The organism is Laspinema olomoucense D3b (assembly GCF_025370785.1).
Taxonomy (GTDB): domain Bacteria; phylum Cyanobacteriota; class Cyanobacteriia; order Cyanobacteriales; family Laspinemataceae; genus Laspinema; species Laspinema olomoucense.
Window position 1 is genome coordinate 39,964 of record NZ_JAMXFA010000003.1, and the last position, 16,547, is coordinate 56,510.

The window sequence follows — 16,547 nt, forward strand, 5'->3', positions numbered from 1 at the left end:
TCTAATTTCATTAAAATGGTACAACAACTGGCCTTAATTAATCGAGACCAAAACATCAATCTAACGGATAAACAGATTGCCGATCGCGCTACGATTCAAAGCTTTTTGAATTGTTATCTTAAAGAAACTGGCAGCGGTAAAATTGCCCGTAAAGAAGAGTATCCGGAACTGCAAACCCGCCTGGAATCCCCACAAATTATTTGTTGTTCTCTACCGCATCAAGGCATAGAAGTCAAGGTGGGAGTCCGCTATTTTTCCCCAACGGGACGGCATTGTTTTGAATTCCCTCTGTATTATCAAATGGCGGGAAAACCTGAACTATTAGAACTGGATTATGTGACATTAGTCGCCCTATTCAGCAAAGAATTATCCCTAGCAAATCATAGCAGTGGGTCCCAAGATGAACTGCTGTTGCGCGTGGTGCAAAGTTGCCGCAATATCGAACAATTCGTGCGCGATCGGCGTCGAGATGCGGAAATCCTTACGGGGTTTCACAGCACCTTTGGAGAAACCGAACAAGCCTTAATTTTTGGACATTTGTTGCATCCCACTCCCAAAAGTCGTCAAGGGTTTGCTGATGAAGATTTACCGATTTATTCCCCCGAATTAAAAGGGAAATTTCCCTTACATTATTTTCGATTGCATCCTTCGATAGTTTTAGAAGGGTCTGCACTTCCAGAAACTGCTACCCAGTTAATTAAAAGTGAACTGATTGCGGATCCGGAACTGTCTGAAGAATTTAAGCAGATGTATTGCCAGCCGGATGACTATTCCCTCCTGCCGTTGCATCCCTGGCAAGCACAATATTTGCGCCGTCAACCTGTGGGACAAACTTTATTTAATCAAGGTTTAATAGAAGATTTGGGACCCCAAGGACGGGCATTTTTGCCCACCTCTTCCATTCGGACGGTTTATCACTCTGATGCGGCATTCATGTTCAAACTTTCCCTGAATGTGAAGATTACCAACTCGGTACGAATGAATCTTTATAAAGAGTTGGAACGTAGTGTGGAAGTCTATGAGATTTTAGCCGGTGCGATCGGGGAAGAATTGCGGCAAAATTATCCTCAATTTGATATCATTCGGGACCCCGCATTTCTAGCAGTGAAATTCAACGGCGAACCCCTACCTGCTTTTGCCACAATTCTGCGCCAAAATCCCTTTCAAACCAATCCGGCAACCGATGCCACCTGCATTAGTTCCCTCTGTCAAGATTCAATTTATGGGGATGGTTCTCGTCTAGCACATCTAATTAAAACTTTAGCCAAACAAGAAAAGCGGACCTCATCCGAGGTAAGTTTAGATTGGTTCCGTCGCTACTTACAAATTTCTTTACAACCGATTCTCTGGTTGTACTTTACGCATGGAATCGCGGTAGAAGCACATCAGCAAAATAGCGTGTTGCAGTTAGCCGATGGATATCCTGAACGGTTTTACTATCGGGACAACCAAGGCTATTATTTCCGTCAGTCTTGTTATGAACATCTCAACGCAATTCTGCCGGGAATTGGGGAGAAAAGTCAAACCGTCTGCGATGATGCAGTAGCCGATGAACGATTGGCATATTATTTCTTTCAAAACAATTTGTTTGGATTAATTAATGGCTTTGGCGTAGCGGGATTGATAGATGAAAACCTCTTGCTGGCTGAATTGCGCCAAGTGTTAGAACAGGCAAAAACCAGGAATACTAATGGGTCGAATATTTTGGAGAATTTATCTCAGCCTAAGTTACGCTGTAAAGCCAATTTACTAACAAGATTTCATGATATGGATGAGTTAATCGGTTCTTTGGCAACCCAGTCGGTGTATGTGGGGTTGGATAATCCATTGGTTGCCGGTTTATAAAACAAACGTTCGTAGTGACTCCTTCAGGCGTCATCTTAAGGCAACACCTGAAGGGGTTACTACAAACGTGGGGAATGACTCAAGGAATAGAAGAATACCAAAATAGTATGGCATCAATAGAGTTAGAAAAAAACCCGGGGTTTGCTTACCAGAAGCATGACTCAACCCTGAATAAAACCATTGCTTTTCGCAAGGTGCAGTTAGGGGAAGATTTAAGGCGAATTCATCAGTGGATGAATCAACCTCATGTGATTCCCTTTTGGAATTTGGGGTTAGATTTGGATAAAATGCAGTCGCATTTGGAACGGGCGATCGCAGATACTCATCAAACGCTCTATATTGGGTATTTCGATGGGGTTCCCATGAGTTATTGGGAGTCCTATTGGACGAAGGACGATATCATTGCTAAGTGTTATCAACCCCATCCAGAGGACCAAGGGATTCATTTATTAATTGGGGAACCGGATTATTTGGGTAAAGGGTATGCTTTACCGTTGTTAAAGGCGATGACGGCGTTTCAGTTGCAGCATTTGGCGACTCAAAAAATTGTCACAGAACCGGATATCCGCAATCAAAAAATGATTCATGTTTTTGAACGGTGTGGGTTTGAATTTCAGCGGGAAATTACATTACCCGATAAACAAGCCGCTTTGATGTTTTGCAGTCGCGATCGCTTTATGGAGAAGTGGGAATCATGATTGAACCCCTTTATGATATTATCGGCGTAGGAATTGGACCGTTTAATTTAGGATTAGCGGCCCTTTTAGCCCCCACAGGTGTTAAATCTCTGTTTCTGGAACAAAAACCAGCGTTTCAATGGCATTCGGGATTACTCATCGAAGGCTGTACGATTCAAGTGCCATTTTTGGCGGATTTGGTGACGATGGCAGACCCCACCAGTCCCTATAGTTTTCTCAACTATCTCCAGGCACATTCGCGTCTGTATCATTTCTATTTTTATGAAAATTTTCACATTCCCCGGCAGGAATATAACCACTATTGTCAGTGGGTGGCACAACAGTTAGACTGTTGTCAATTTGGACAACGAGTGGAAGGAATTACCTGGGAAAATACGGGAAGTGAAAGTTATTATCAGGTGCAAGTCAGGCAGGTTGAAACTGGGGCAGTTTTAACCTACAATACCCGGCATTTAGTCTTAGGTGTGGGAAGTATTCCCCAAGTTCCCTCCTGTTTTATAACGGTTCATTCGGAGAAAATCTTTCATTCTGCCGAGTTTCTGCACAAGCGCGATCGCTGTCGGGAGTCTCACTCCATTACTGTGATAGGTTCAGGACAAAGTGCAGGGGAAGTGTTTTATGAACTGTTGCAGGAACAGTCTAGTTATGGCTATCACCTGGAATGGCACACGCGATCGCCTGGATTCTTCCCAATGGAATATTCCAAGCTGGGGTTAGAGCATTTTTCCCCCGATTATACCCATTATTTCTACGCCTTACCCCCGCAAAAACGGGATGTGATTCTCTCTCAGCAAAACTTGCTTTATAAAGGCATTAGTGCAAAAACGATTGCCGATATTTACGATTTGCTGTATGAACGTTCTGTTTGTGGCAATCAACCGGATGTTAGGCTACTCTCCCTGGTGGAAGTGAAGGAAGTGGAATCCGTAGGCGATCGCTTTATTTTGGGATACCGACATCGCCAACAAGAAACTCGCCTTACCCATGAAACCGACTGTATTATTCTCGCGACAGGCTATGATCATGCAATTCCCAACTGTATTGAAGGAATTCGGAATTTGATTCGTTGGGATGACAAGAATCGCTATGGGGTCAACCTCGATTACCGACTGGCATTAACCCAAGATATCCCCAATCAAATTTTTGTGCAAAATGGCGAATTGCACAGTCATGGCGTAGGTGCACCGGATTTAGGATTAGGCTGTTATCGCAACTCGGTGATTATTAATACCCTGTTGGGTGAAAGCGTTTATCGAGTCGATCGCCGCAATGTTTTCCAGCAGTTCGGTGTCGCTTGATGAAACCTGAGAAATCCCTGGGATTTAGCGCCCTCTTTTTATGTGTATTCCTCGCGATTTTTTCCGAGGTTTTACTCTCGCCATTCTATCCCCAATTTTTCAGCAAAGTATTTGGGGTGGAGGATTTAGCCTATACCGGCTTTTACATCTTTGTCTGTCGGTTAACCGTGGTCATCTGTGCGCCTGCATGGGGATTTTTAGCGCGTTTTTTAGAGGTTAAATATCTCCTCTATGCGGGTCAATTGGGGGCAGTGGTGATGACAGCATTGATGGCAACCAGTACCAGTGCAAATCAGTTTCTTGCCTATACCATTTGTTTGCTACTGTTCAAAAGTTCTTACCTGTTAGTCTACCCCTTAATCATTCAACTGGCAGGGAAAGAACGACAATCTGCCATCGCAGGAACCTATCAAGCCGTATTTCATGGGGCCATTGTTGCGGGAACGATCGCTGGGGCTTGGATGGTGAATTTAGAAGCACCTTTGCGGCTATTTTATGGGGTCACCGCAGCGGATTTATTCCAATTTTTTCTCTGTTTATTCATCCTGCGAAAGGTATCCACCCGCCAGCCGGAAAAATCAGAAACAGCAAGAGGCGCAATTGGCAATCAATGGGGGTTTATGCTTGCCATTGGCTTAGTGATTTTAACCTTTCAACTTGCCAATAATTTAGTGCGTCCCTTTTTTACCGCTTATGTCACCCAAGCCGACAATTTTAATATAGATTTGGTGACAAGTAGCTATCTGTTTATGATTCCCAGCGTCATGGCGATCGCGGCTTTACCTTACATCCGCAAATTTTGTAAATCTGAACGTCTGAGTTCGATTTATTTAATAGGAATTGGAGTATTAGCTGTGACCCTCTTCCTCCAAGGGTGGACCAACTCTCTAGGAATTGTGGTGCTTTCCCGCATCGTTTATGGCTTTTGTTTAGCCGTAACTCAGGCAACTTTAGAACTGAGATTATTTGGCAATAGTAGCAGCGATCGCCTGCATTTTAATTACAGTCTTGCCATGTCTTTTGCTAACTTGGGTCATTTGTCTGCACCCTTGCTGGCATCGTGGGTAGTGAGTACCTATAATTTAGCCGCCCCCCTGTGGGTTGCAGCAGCAATTTGTTTGGCAAATTTAGCCTTTGCAAAATGGACAATTTTCGCTGGAGTCCCTCGCCCGATTCCCGTGGAAATACCGAGTAAGTGATTGATTTTAAGGAATTAAAAAAATGGAAAATTTAGCCACTCTCAACCAAGCCTTACAACCCCAACGCTGGCAAAAAGTTAGTGCGAAGCTACTGGCAAAAATGCTGTCAGAGTTCATGTATGAGGAAATTATTCAACCGGAACTCATCGAACAAATCAGCGAGTCTGAAGCGCGTTATAAGCTATCTTTGCCGGAAGGGATTGCCTATCAGTTTGAAGCCAAACAACGGTTATTTGATAGCTACCGGGTCAAAGTTGAATCAATTCAACGGTGGAATGGGACAGCCTGGGAAGTGACGACAAATCCCTTCCAGTTTGTTCTCGATTCTCATACCGCTGTGGGAATGACGGCACAAACTGCCGGACATTTGATTAAAGAATTCAGCAATACTTTACTCGCAGATGCTCATCTGGATGCCCGGAAAGAATCTCAACAAATCGACTTACTGGGGTTGGATTATGCCCAGTTAGAAGGGGAAATGGAAGGACATCCTTGGATTACATTTAACAAGGGACGGATTGGGTTTGGATATGATGATTATCTTGCCCATGCCCCCGAAAGTAAGCAACCAATTCATCTAACTTGGATTGCGGTATTGAAAGAACGCGCGCAATTTAATGCCGTAGAAACCCTGACTTATCAAACTCTAATTCAGGAAGAATTAGGACAAGCCACGATTGCAGAATTTCAGGACATTCTGAATGCTCATTTCGTCAATCCCGATGATTATTTCTTCATGCCGGTTCATGATTGGCAGTGGAATAATATCGTGGTATCCCTGTATGCAGAAGAAATTGCCACTGGGGGGATTATCTTTTTAGGAAAAAGTCCTGACAGCTATTTACCTCAACAGTCAATCCGCACCTTTGTCAATATCAGCAATACCCAAAAGCGTCACGTTAAATTACCCCTGAGTATTTTCAATACCTTAGTCTATCGGGGATTGCCAGGAGAACGAACGGCTATCGCCCCCAAAGTCACGGAATTGGTCAAATCTATCTGCGATCGCGACCCTTTTCTATCGGAAGAATGCCGCATGATTCTCCCGGGAGAAGTTGCCAGCATCAACTACGATCGCTGTTACTATACTGAACTTCAAGGCGCACCTTATCAGTATAAAGAAATGCTGGGTTGTCTCTGGCGGGAAAGTGTGCTTTCCTATTGCGAACCGGAGGAAAAACCAATCACTTTAGCCGCATTGGTTCATATCGATGGTAATGGCAAACCCTTTATTTCCCAACTAATTGAAAAATCAGGATTGACAGTGGAAGCATGGCTGGAACAACTATTTAATATCATCTTACCCCCACTGTTGCATTACCTCTATCGTTATGGGGTGGTGTTTTCTCCTCATGGGGAAAACACAATTTTAGTCCTCAAAAATCATATACCGCATCGTTTGGCAATGAAAGATTTTGTAGATGATGTCAATATCAGTCGTCATCCTCTGCCGGAATTAAATATTATTTCTCCAGAATTACGGGCAGTGTTACTCACCGAACCTCCGGAAGGACTTTGCCAGTTTATTTTTGCCGGATTGTTCATTTGCCACCATCGCTATTTATCCGATATTGTGGAAACGTATCACAACTATCCGGAACGTGCTTTTTGGAAACAAGTGCGTCAAGCCATTTTAAACTATCAAAATCGCTTCCCGGAATTGCAAGAACGATTTGAATTGTTCAATCTGCTTGCGCCAAAGTTTACCAAACTGTGCTTAAATCGCAATCGGTTAATTACTTATGGATATGCCGACGATGGCGATCGCCCTCATGCTTCTGCTTTCGGAACTGTCACTAATGCCTTATATGAAGTGGCAGAGGACCCGGTAAAAATAGGTTTTTAAAAAAGCCGCCGACACCCTCAAGGGTGCGGCGTTTGCGGACAAAGCCCGTCTGCGCGGGCTAAATCCAAAGTCGGGAGTTTAAGTGGAAATTAGGGAAAAAATGATGCAAACCTAGAGTACAATTAGCCCAATTGTTGACAACGTAAGGAGGACTCATTTTGGTTGCCATTAATGCCTGCAACCTGAACATTAGTTACGGCGATCGCCCGATTGTTCCTAATCTTTCCCTCTCCCTGGAAACAGGAAAGGTGACGGCTTTAATTGGACCCAATGGATCGGGAAAAAGCACCGTATTACGCACCCTGGCGCGACTTTTAAAGCCGCAGCAGGGTGCAATTTATCTGCATGGGCGAGATATTGCTACAATGCCGACTCGGGTAATTGCCCGTCAGTTGGCGATGCTGCCGCAGTCCCCGGATATCCCGGCTGGAATTACGGTGTGGGAGGCGATCGCCTATGGGCGATATCCCCATCGATCGCTGTTTAGGGGACTGTCTCACAACGATCAGGGGGCGATGGATTGGGCATTAGAGGTAACTGGGCTCACTTCATTACGCGATCGCCTGATGGATACCCTTTCTGGAGGCGAACGTCAACGGGCTTGGATTGCGATGGCATTAGCCCAAGAAACCCAGGTTTTACTATTAGATGAACCGACAACATTTTTAGATATTCGCCATCAAATTGATATTCTCGCATTAGTTAGAACCCTCAACCGGGAACGGAAAATAACCGTCGGTTGGGTGTTACATGATTTGAATCAAGCTGCTGCCTATAGCGATCATATTTTGATGGTGCGTTCCGGTGAATTGATTGCCAGTGGTCCTCCGGCAGAAGTGATGACGCCGGAGAATATTTTCGCCGGATTTGGTGTAGAAATGACGGTGATTCCCCATCCGGTAACGGGAACTCCGACTTGCTTTCCGTCGGAATTGGGAATTTTAGAAGAAATTAAGGGGGTCGGATGAAGGGTAAAAGTGAAAAAAACCGCACCCTGAAGGGTGGGGCTATAGGAACAAAGCCCGCCTGCGCGGGCTACTTGATGAACATTGATTTTCATTGTTGGATTGGGGATTATCTGGGGCAATTATTTAGATTTATTGTTTATTTTTTTCTGGGTTTGGCAGTGGTTGCCTGTACCAATGGTATCCCCTCTCAAACCGAGGTAAATTCTTCCCTAGAATTTGCAGAAACACCCACGCGAATTGTGGCATTAGAATGGGTTTATGTGGAAGATTTGTTAGCTTTGGGAATTCAGCCGGTGGGGGTGGCGGATATTGCTGGTTATAACCAATTTGTGCAAATTGAACCCCAACTGGCGGATACGGTGGTAGATGTGGGAACCCGGCAGGAACCGAGTTTGGAAGCGATCGCCCAATTGGAACCGGATCTGATTATTGGGGTGAAGTTGCGCCATGAGGCAATTGTGGATACTCTCTCTGCGATCGCGCCTACTTTATTATTTGACCCCTATCCCGCCCCAGAAAGCGGGATTCGTCAATTGGATGAAATGGAACAAACTTTTCTCAAAATTGCCGACGTGGTGAATGCTAAACCAAAAGGCGAGGCAGTCTTGCAAGAAATGCAAGCAAAATTTGAGGCTGCCGCCCAACAGCTACAGGGGAAACAACTTGCCCAAAATCCCTTTATTCTCGGTCAATTTGTCGGGGGTGCGCCGCAAATTCGTTTGTTTAATGATAATGCAATGGCGGTGCAAATTTTGCAACAATTGGGTTTAACCAATGCTTGGCAAGGCGCGGTAGATCCATTTGGGTTTAACACCGTCTGGATTGAATCTCTGCCTCCTGTAGAAAATGCCAATTTTTTCTATAGTAAAGAAGAGAATAATCCCTATTTCAAGCAGTTAGAACAAAATCCAATCTGGAAGAATTTGGCATTTGTGAAAGAGAGTCGCTTGTACTCCATTGGTAGCGATACTTGGATATTTGGCGGTCCGCTTTCGGCGGAGGTATTTGTAGACAAGGTGGTGCAGGCAAATATGCTTTAACGCGCAAGAACCCGCACCCTCAAGGGTCTGGCTCTACGGACGAAGCCCGCCTGCGCGGGCTGGTAGAGAAAACTTACTTTTGATAATCGGATTTGGGATTAATTATAGAATAGTGTTTAAGATTTTTGGATCTAAATTATCTCCAATTGCTTCTCGACAATTGATTTCGGCGGCGATGATTTTGCTGGGGGGATTGTTGCTGCTGGTGATGTTGCTGTTTATCCATATAATTCAGGGACAAACTGATATTAATATAGGGACAACATTCAACGCTCTTGTTGCCCCCAATGCTGAACTTGCCACCCATAATATTGTGCGATTGATGCGCTTGCCTCGGGCGGCGATCGCAGTCATTACCGGGGCCGCTTGGGGAATTGCTGGAGCATTGCTACAAACCGTTACACGCAATCCCCTCGCTTCTTCCTCTACTCTGGGGATTAATGCTGGCGCTTATTTTGCGGTGGCAGCAACAGGAATTTTTGCCCCAGACTTGTTCGCACGATCGCCTGTTTTAGTGGCACTCACCGGGGGATTGCTGGCGGCGGGATTAACCTACGCAATTGCTGCCGGAGTCGAGGTTTCTCCCATTCGTCTCACCCTCTCCGGGGTTGCCGTTTCCCTTGCCCTGGCTTCATTTACGGCACTCTTGCAAGTCTTTTATGAAAATCAAACCACGGGATTATTCTTTTGGGGGGCCGGTTCGTTACTACAAACAGACTGGGGTAATAGTGCTTACGCCTTTCCTCGGGTGGCGATCGCCGCTGGGTTAGCCCTCTTGATGTCCCACTCTCTCGATGTGCTACTCCTCGGCGATGACATGGCGCGATCGCTGGGACAACGGGTGCAACTCACCCGCTTATCTGGGACGGCGATCGCTGTCTTCCTGGCGGCAGTTGCAGTGAGTGTCGTCGGACCCATTGGATTTATCGGATTAGTCGCCCCCCACTTAGTGCGATTAATGGGATGTCGCCCTCACGCCCTCTTGCTGCCCGGTTCAGCTATTTGGGGCGCGGTGGTCCTCGTTGCTGCGGATATTTTCGCCCAAAGTGTGAAAACCAACCTAAGCGAAATTCCCGTAGGCACTGTCATTCCCCTTGTGGGTGCACCGTTTTTAATTGGATTAGTCCGGAAAACTGCCAATTTGGATGGAGGCAAAGGGAGAACCGCCCTCACTTCCAGCCATAGTCCTTCCCGTCGCTTCTCTTATCCGTTGTTACTGGGAACTGCAATTGTCGCCCTGACAGTCGCCTTAATTGCTGGATTAGTCTGGGGTGGAATTACCTTGAACCTCTCTGAAATCCTAGCAACCTTCCTCGGAGGCGGAACTGCACTCTCACAAAAAGTTATCTTCAACCTCCGCTTACCCCGTCTGCTGGTGGCAATCTTTGCCGGGGCGTCCCTGTCGGTGAGTGGGTTGCTGTTGCAAGGGGTTGTGAGAAATGCGATCGCCGGTCCGGAAATCGTTGGAATTACCTCTGGCGCAGGATTAGGGGCGATGTGCGTCCTTATCTTACTGCCGAATCCCCCCGTAGAAGCGGTGGCGATCGCGGCGTTTGTGGGTGCTTTTGTTGCCTTTGCTGCCGTCTGTCTCCTGGCATGGCGCGATGGACTTTCCCCCGCCAGTTTAGCCCTCGTGGGAATTGCCGTTTCTGCCTTCTGTAGTTCCGGAATCAACCTGTTAGTTGTCATGGCTAAATTGCGCGTCGCCCAAGCCCTAGTCTGGCTGTCTGGTAGCACTTACGCCCGGGAATGGGTGGATTTGTGGCGCTTAATTGCATGGCCCTTAGTTCTGCTGCCCATTGCTTGGATTTTCTCACGTTGGCTGGATTTAATGGCCCTGGGGGATGATGTACCCCGGTTGGTAGGAATTCCCCTGCAAAAAGCCCGAGGCATTTTACTGGCGATCGCCGTTGCCTTAGCTGCCGCAGCCGTTTCCACCGTGGGAACTATTAGTTTTGTGGGATTAATTGCCCCCCATGCCGCCCGAATTCTGGTTGGCACAAATCATCGAAAATTAGTGCCATTTGCAGCAATTTTAGGTGCGCTTTTAGTCGCAATTTCTGATACCCTTGGCCGAGTGGTATTAGCCCCAAAAGAAATTCCTGCTGGGTTAGTCGTTGCGGCGATCGGCACTCCTTATTTCCTCTGGTTGCTGTGGCAAACCCGGGGGAAAATGGCTTAAAAATAGGCATTAATCCGGGCAATGGGAGGGGAATTATCAGTCTACCTAAGAAAATAAGAGGATGATGAATCAATTTTTTTGCTCGCAACAAACCGAGGGAGAGGACTTAATCGGAACGGCGGATACTGCCCCTATTTATGTATTTCTGGAATGCCCGCCCCCTTGGACGATGGAAATCTGGAATTCTCCCGCACTTTCTGAAGAATTAAAACGAGATTATCTGCAATTCAGGCAAGCAGTTCATGACAATAAATTAAATGTGCGCTTCGGCTTTATTTATGGGAATCGCCCCGGTAACACTACTAAAATCCTAATTTTCCGCAAACCTCTTGGATTCGCTTCGGGCTATCAAAAGCAAGAATTTAATGTAAGCAATCTTGAGGCAACCCTGCCGATTTTACAAACCAATTTGTTGGGAGGTTTGCAAAAACCCGCACCCTCAAGGGTGGGTCTATATGGACAAAGCCTGCCTACGCAGGCTCAAATAGAAAACCCATTTTTGATACCCGGAGTTGACATTAATCCAGCAGTCCCGGACCCGAAAGATATTTTAATTTGTACTCATGGCAGTTACGATAAATGCTGTGCCAGATATGGAAATATTTTTTATCGGCAAGCCTTAGAAACCGTGGAAAATTTATCTTTAAATCAAGTCAGAATTTGGCAATGTACCCACTTTGGAGGGCATCGGTTTGCGCCCACTGCGATCGCCTTTCCCGAGGGTCGGTTTTATGGGAGACTCACCCCCGAATCCTTGACAGCAATTCTCACCCGCCAGGGAGATATTGATGTATTAGATCCCGTGTATCGCGGTTGGTCACTTTTACCCCATCCGGCTCAAATTTGGGAACGAGAATTGCTTCACCGTTTAGGCTGGGATTGGTTTAATTATAGCGTCAACTGTCAGATTTTAGAACAAGATGAAGAGAACAGCTATTATTGCCTTAAAATTGAATATCAATCACTGGAAGGGATGATCCATTGCGATCGCCTTGAAGTGATAAAAGACCCGAATCGGGCAGTCTCACTCCATTTATCCTGCCAAAGTGACGCAGTTTCTCACGTTTCTCCCTTTTTCCTCAAAACCTGGGCAAAAATTCACTGAATAGCAAAAACCCACACCCGGCGTAGCGTTCCGTCAGGAAAGGATAACGGTGCCGATGTTAGCTAACAGGCCCCTCTCTCTTGTTACTAAAGTTTCTTAAAAAACCTATACACAATTGCAACTAATTTTCAAGGGTCTAGGGAAGATTTTATCGGAATTTGGGGACGTTCCTCTGTGGGACAGGGAAGGGCAAAAGCCTGGAATCCCTTGCAGGTAAATAATTTCAAGCCCTAAAACCGAGGGTCACCCCCTTGAGTTGACAAATTATCCCCCTTATTTTATGGACCCTCACCCCCCTTGAGTTCGGGTACTTTTCTCTTAATTGGCTTTAATAGCGCTAATATTTTTTTAAACCTATTGCAAATAACTTTCAATAGTGCTAAAAACTTTAAAGGGTATTACTCCGGCATTTTTTGGGTGTTGGAGAAACAGGACAGAGCGATCGCGCCCATGTTGTCCACACCTTTGTTCTGAGGAGATTCTGGAGATTCTGAAGGCATGACTTTTTCTACCGTTTCTGCGGCGCACCGAGAACAACAAGAGGAGCAAATCAAAAAGCTGATTGCATGGGGCCTAATGGGTTCCGCAGTGGTGCATCTGGTGGTGTTGCCCGTGACTTTGAACTGGATGGGGAACCACTCCCAGGAATTCACCGAGGAACCGATTGAATTTGTTGTTCTCGATGAACCCGAACCGGAGGAGGAAGCGCCACCGCCCGAACTGAAACCGGAACCCACCCCAGAACCGGAACCCACCCCAGAACCGGAACCTACCCCAGAACCGGAACCCATCATGCCGGAACCGGAACCGATGCCAGAACCGGAACCCATTATGCCGGAACCGGAACCGATGCCGGAACCGGAACCCATTATGCCGGAACCGGAACCGATGCCGGAACCGGAACCGATGCCGGAACCAGAAACTGGGGAAACTCCCGAACCCCTACTGGGACAGCAGGAAGCGCCAGCGCCCGAACCGTTCGTGGCACAACCCACGCCTACACCGATACCCAGTCCAGCACCCTTAACGCCACCGCAAGCACCGCCTCTGGATCCGGTGGAAAGTTCACCGATCGCTGCGGCACCGGAGACCGAAAACTTAGAACCCATGCCCCAGTTAACTCCCCCAGAGAGACTGCCCGATCCGCCTGTGGTGAGTACCTTACCAGAAACGGGGGTTGCAGAATCCGACTGGATGAACGAATTTCCCGCAACGAATGAGGCGATCGCCTTGGAAGATCAGGAAGTCGTCTCATCGAATCCGTTTGCAGAGAATACTCGTTCCCTGAACGAACCCTTGGATGAACTACAGCCTATAGAACCCCCAGTTACCGGCAGTTTACCCGAAACCCCTCGGGAAGAGGTACTCGCCGAATTTCCCAGTTCCGACCCCCTCTCCAGCTTAGAAGACAGTAACCCCACAACGCCATCGCCTGAGAATGACAGCATCAACGACACTCCCGAGGAACCCGTTGATCCAGATCTACAACTCAGGGAGGACATTGCTGCCAACCCTGTCATCAATCCTAGACCCGAAAATACAGGCAATTCCGACTTTTTGTCAGAACTGGAAACTAACAATCCCGCACCTAGCATCGGGGAAACCCAGGAAACTGCACCCTCAACTTGGAATAACAGCAACGACTCGGGTCTGAATGAACCCCTCAACCTGAATGCCAATAGTACGCCACCGCGAACCCAGGAATCTCCTTTTGTCAACCCTAACCCGGGCGGTGGAGAGGCGGGTGGGGACACGGGTTCTGACTTTTTGAATGATTTGGAAGCAACGGGAAACGCCAATTCTAGCGGGACGGATTCCACCTCCAATTCCCCCTCCACCTGGACTGGAAACGGTGATTATAATACCGCTTCTCAACCCTTTGGCGGGAATATTGGGCCGATGGATCCGGGCCGTAATTCCGGAGCCCCTGTGGGTTCTCCCAACGGTTCCCCCAACGGGTCGGGATCGGTAGAATGTGATAGTTGTGGTAAACCTCGATATCCTCAAATTGCCCAAGAGGAAGGATGGGAAGGGGTTGTATTACTGAGTGTGGATATCGACCCCTCGGGTAACGTGACTGACGTCCGACTCGAAGAGTCCAGTGGTCACTCGGCACTTGATGAATCAGCAATGGACAAAATTTGGAGTTGGAAATTTAAGGAGTCGGACAATGGTCGGCAGAATCAACTCGTCCGAATTCCGTTTCGCCTAGAGGATTCCTAAATCGATGGGGTTCGGTGGGAGTTCCTTGTACTTTCACCGCAACCAGAAATCAATATCCCCAAATAGATGTTGTTTACCCTGAAGATAATATATCCATGCTTCGTTTTATCCAACAATTCGGAATTACTTTATCGATCGCCTTTACCGTAGAAATCGCACTTGTCCTGAGTCTTCCCCGGCCTGCGATCGCCGGAGTGGTCACCTTACCCGATGGCGGTCGGTGTGAGGGAGAACTACAAGAGGGCAAACTCAGCGGTCCGGCAGTCTGTACCTATGCCAATGGCGATCGCTATGAGGGAGCATTTAAAGAGGGCCAACCTCACGGCAGAGGCGTTTATACCTTTGCCGATAATAGTCGGTATGAAGGCGAATTTAGCAACGGTCAATTTAATGGAACGGGAGTGCGCGAATTTGCCAATGGCAACCGCTACGAAGGCGCCTTCAAAGATGGCAAGTTTCACGGGACCGGGTCTTATACCTCCGGTAATGGCATCCGCTTCGAGGGAGAATTTGTAGAAGGGTCTCCCGCCGGTAGCGGCACCTTTGTATTTCCCAATGGCAACCGCTGCACTGGCCCAATTGTCGAGGGTAAACTGAATGGCCAAGGCTCCTGTGAATATACTAATGGCAATCGTTATCAAGGGGAATTAGTTAATGGTCAACCCCAGGGTCGCGGCATTTATACTTTCTCCGAGGGCGGACGCTATGAGGGAGAATTTACCGAAGGGCAATTAAACGGTCAAGGCGTGCGGGAATATAGCAATGGCGATCGCTACGAAGGTCCGTTTGTCAATGGTAAACCCGAGGGCCGGGGAATTTTCGCCTTTGCCGATGGCAGTCGCTATGAGGGGGAATTTAGGGAGGGCCAATTTAACGGGGAAGGAGTGCGGGAATTTACCAATGGCAACCGTTATCAAGGACCGTTTGTCAATGGTAAACCCCAAGGACGCGGAACTCTAACCTTTGAGAATAACAATCGATATGAAGGGGAATTTGTAGAGGGAAAATTTAATGGGGAAGGCGTGTTTACCTTTGCCAACGGCAACAGCTATTCCGGCACCTTTCAAAATGGTCAATTTAGCGGACAAGGCACTTACAGTTTTGCCAATGGCGATCGCTGTGAAGGCGAATTTTTGGAGGGGAAATTTCACGGCACCGGAAGCTGCACCTACGCCAACGGCGATCGCTACGAGGGTGAATTTTCTGAGGGTGAAAAACACGGAACCGGCATTTATATTTATGCCGACGGCACCCGCATCGAGGGCAGTTGGCAAAATGGCGAACTGAAAAACTAGAGGTGGGATATCTGATGGGATGAGAAACCGGGTTTTTACACAAATTTTGGGAAATCAGTAACAAATGAGGTTAAAAACCCGGTTTCTTCTGCGGGGTTAAAAACCGGGTTTTTGCTAACAAATGGGTTGATTGCCCGGATTCACCGCATGAATGTCTTCGGTGCCCGATTCGGGCCACGCTCGCCGATAGGATGCCTCTTCCGGTTTGCCCCATCCCAGTTGTAGCAGGATTTCCAGAAAATCGGATTTTTCCCATTTAAACAGGGTCGCCCATTCAGTTTTGAGGGCGATCGCCTCCACATCGGCTTTAGAAATCTGGCGATCGTTCAAGCCATTATTGATCCGCAGATACAAGTCCATTCCCTCAGTAACTTCCGACCAAAACGACAACAGAGCAGGTTTTGCCGCCTTCAGGGTCTCTAGGTCCTGGGGTAGCGCAATAAGCTGATCGTGGAGTTGAGGATAGGAGAGGGTTTTGCCTTTCAGGGTGATTTCATGGCAAATCAGACCCGACACCTGATGCGATCGCTGATATTCATGCACTGCCGCTTTAAAATCTTGATAGGCCGTAAACTTTTGCAGACCTTCGGGCTTGAGGAACTGGTCAACCACCGAAAGCCCGATCGCCGGAGTCGCCGACAAGTTCAAACGCTCCCCTCTGAGGCAAGCGCGGCGCTCCTGTTCTAAAATTTCGATTAACTCCTGCGTACTGTAGACCTTCGCCATCAGAACACCATCGGGTTGGACTTTTCGATAGTGTAACCTGGGTCAGGTACTCCAGGAGTGGGATCGGTTACCCAAATTCGGAGTAAATCAGGCGAGGCGATCGCCCTATAGCTTCGACCCCT

12 protein-coding genes are annotated in these 16,547 nt (G+C 47.3%); 11 read left to right on the forward strand and 1 reads right to left on the reverse strand.

The window, feature by feature from the left end:
- The first annotated feature begins 15 nt into the window (after nucleotides 1-15).
- The 11 genes from NG792_RS02570 (at nucleotide 16) to NG792_RS02620 (ending at nucleotide 15,699) form a co-directional block, all read left to right on the forward strand.
- Nucleotides 16-1,845, forward strand: a complete 1,830-nt coding sequence (locus NG792_RS02570; protein ID WP_261200077.1) for an IucA/IucC family protein — start codon at nucleotides 16-18, stop codon at nucleotides 1,843-1,845.
- Nucleotides 1,846-1,919: 74 nt separating this feature from the next.
- On the forward strand, nucleotides 1,920-2,543 hold the full coding sequence (locus NG792_RS02575) for a GNAT family N-acetyltransferase (protein ID WP_261200076.1): 624 nt from the start codon (nucleotides 1,920-1,922) through the stop codon (nucleotides 2,541-2,543).
- Nucleotides 2,540-3,841 carry a lysine N(6)-hydroxylase/L-ornithine N(5)-oxygenase family protein gene (locus tag NG792_RS02580; RefSeq protein ID WP_261234406.1) on the forward strand — a complete coding sequence of 434 codons (1,302 nt, stop codon included), beginning with the start codon at nucleotides 2,540-2,542 and terminating at the stop codon, nucleotides 3,839-3,841. Before NG792_RS02575 ends, NG792_RS02580 begins: the two co-directional genes overlap by 4 nt.
- On the forward strand, nucleotides 3,841-5,040 hold the full coding sequence (locus NG792_RS02585) for an MFS transporter (protein WP_261234407.1): 1,200 nt from the start codon (nucleotides 3,841-3,843) through the stop codon (nucleotides 5,038-5,040). The genes NG792_RS02580 and NG792_RS02585 overlap by 1 nt, the downstream gene beginning before the upstream one ends.
- 22 nt (nucleotides 5,041-5,062) lie before the next feature.
- Entirely contained in the window at nucleotides 5,063-6,886 is a 1,824-nt protein-coding gene (locus NG792_RS02590; protein ID WP_261234408.1) for an IucA/IucC family protein, read from the forward strand.
- A gap of 158 nt (nucleotides 6,887-7,044) precedes the next feature.
- On the forward strand, nucleotides 7,045-7,854 hold the full coding sequence (locus NG792_RS02595) for an ABC transporter ATP-binding protein (RefSeq protein ID WP_261234409.1): 810 nt from the start codon (nucleotides 7,045-7,047) through the stop codon (nucleotides 7,852-7,854).
- 74 nt (nucleotides 7,855-7,928) lie between these two features.
- Nucleotides 7,929-8,894 (forward strand): ABC transporter substrate-binding protein, encoded by a 966-nt coding sequence (locus NG792_RS02600; RefSeq protein ID WP_261234410.1) that lies wholly within the window; start codon nucleotides 7,929-7,931, stop codon nucleotides 8,892-8,894.
- 112 nt (nucleotides 8,895-9,006) lie between these two features.
- Entirely contained in the window at nucleotides 9,007-11,076 is a 2,070-nt protein-coding gene (locus NG792_RS02605) for an iron ABC transporter permease (protein WP_261234411.1), read from the forward strand.
- A gap of 61 nt (nucleotides 11,077-11,137) precedes the next feature.
- Nucleotides 11,138-12,181, forward strand: coding sequence for a ferredoxin family protein (locus NG792_RS02610; protein ID WP_261234412.1), 1,044 nt, complete (start codon nucleotides 11,138-11,140; stop codon nucleotides 12,179-12,181).
- Between the two features lie 498 nt (nucleotides 12,182-12,679).
- On the forward strand, nucleotides 12,680-14,404 hold the full coding sequence (locus NG792_RS02615; RefSeq protein WP_261234413.1) for an energy transducer TonB: 1,725 nt from the start codon (nucleotides 12,680-12,682) through the stop codon (nucleotides 14,402-14,404).
- 95 nt (nucleotides 14,405-14,499) lie between these two features.
- Nucleotides 14,500-15,699: an MORN repeat-containing protein gene (locus tag NG792_RS02620; protein WP_261200067.1), complete on the forward strand. Its 1,200-nt coding sequence runs from the start codon at nucleotides 14,500-14,502 to the stop codon at nucleotides 15,697-15,699.
- Nucleotides 15,700-15,813: 114 nt separating this feature from the next.
- Here the strand turns inward: NG792_RS02620 and NG792_RS02625 are convergent, their stop codons facing one another.
- A complete protein-coding gene (locus tag NG792_RS02625; protein WP_261234414.1) occupies nucleotides 15,814-16,425 on the reverse strand; it encodes a hypothetical protein in 612 nt (203 codons plus the stop codon).
- Between the last annotated feature and the right edge of the window lie 122 nt (nucleotides 16,426-16,547).